The sequence below is a fragment of the Nostoc sp. 'Peltigera membranacea cyanobiont' 232 genome (assembly GCF_002245985.1).
Classification (GTDB): Bacteria; Cyanobacteriota; Cyanobacteriia; order Cyanobacteriales; family Nostocaceae; genus Nostoc.
Window position 1 is genome coordinate 1 of the sequence record NZ_NOLK01000371.1, and the last position, 1,664, is coordinate 1,664.

General features: G+C 42.8%; 1 protein-coding gene. It reads left to right on the forward strand.

Annotated features, from left to right (window positions below):
- The first annotated feature begins 270 nt into the window (after positions 1-270).
- A complete protein-coding gene (locus tag CDG79_RS40395; RefSeq protein WP_094347026.1) occupies positions 271-1,578 on the forward strand; it encodes an NF041680 family putative transposase in 1,308 nt (435 codons plus the stop codon).
- Positions 1,579-1,664: the final 86 nt, after the last annotated feature.

The window sequence follows — 1,664 nt, forward strand, 5'->3', positions numbered from 1 at the left end:
GGAATTAGAGGTTAAAAATATTATCTTGTCAGCCTTAAAGCATCCGCGACCTTGAACAATTATTGTGTAGTATACTTGCCGAGAGAATAATACAATAATGATAATCATGAAAATGGTGGGAGAGAAACGAGCGTCGCTCGTTTCTCTCCCACCCCCCGTTATTCGATTATCATTATCATATAATAAGCAAGGAAAAAGGGGTGTCTGATTGAATACAGTCCCCCTTTTGGCAGAAAGTGAGAAAAGAACTACCATTACTCACCTGCCAACATGAAAAATGCCAGACTTAAAGAGTTTCGTCAAGTAGCCTACAAATATTTAGGTAGAGCCAAAGACGCGACCTTTGAATTAACAGATGCCATATTACTGACCCGTAATGTTTATTCCTTAGCAGACTTATCCTTATCACCAGTATTTAGACGCAAGTGGCCAAGCATCTATGAAGCTTTACAAGATAGCAGACCACAGAGACAGAAATTGATGCAGCTATATATCAAACAGATCCCAGCAGAGGGACGACCATTGTTAGCAGGAGATCATACAAACTGGTCACGCCCAGATGCAGTAACGTTACAAGAGAGGACTTATGAGCATAGTGGCGCATCCATAGCAGGAAATAAACCGATTACCATTGGTCAAGGATATAGCACAATTGCCTGGATACCTGAAAAATCAGGTAGTTGGGCACTACCTTTGAGACATGAACGGATCACAAGTGGCGAAAGTCCAATCTCAAAAGCGATTTGGCAACTAAAACAGGTGTGTAAATATTTACCCACCAGACCGATTTCAGTTTGGGATAGTGAATACGGTTGTGCGCCTTTTATCTTAAAAACTGCCAATATTCCGGTGGATATTCTCGTCCGGTTGCGTTCAAATTTATGTTTATGGGGTGAGCCATTAGCTTATTCTGGGAAGGGGCGACCCAAAAAGCATGGTGATAGATTTAAACTCAATGAACCGACAACATGGAGTGAGGCAACATCTGTCTTGGAAATGAATGACCCAAAATTAGGACATGTGCGTGTTAGCTTATGGAAAGATTTACACTTCCGTAAAGCGGCTACACGCCCCATATTACTGATCAGGGTTGAACGTCTCGACGCGCAAGGTAACATGAGACTGTCCAAACCTTTGTGGTTGGCTTGGGCAGGAGAAGAAATGCCACCCCTAGAGTCAGTTTGGTGTCTTTACTTGCGTCGCTTTACAATTGATCATTGGTATCGCTTTTTAAAGCAACGTCTACATTGGACTGTACCAAATTTAAGCACGCCCAAACAATGTGAAAGGTGGAGTGACTTAATGCCCCTGATGACTTGGGAGTTGTGGTTAGCCCGTGATATTGTGACTGACAACCCTTTACCCTGGCAAAAATCAATCGATAATTTGACCCCTGGAAGAGTTGCTCAATCAATGGGAGCAGTTTTCGCGGTCATTGGTACTCCAGCCCTTCCACCCAAACCTCGTGGAAAGTCTCCTGGTTGGCAACCAGGAAAAAAGCGTCACCGTAAAAACCGATGCCCAATTGTTAAAAAAACAGTAACACCACCACGCAAAGAACCATCAGTTGCTGTTTAATACCTAAGATTATTCATACTTTTGCTAAGTCTCTGATTAACTCAGCCCTGCTGGGTCTTTTTGCATGGCTTAGTCTAAACTCCAGT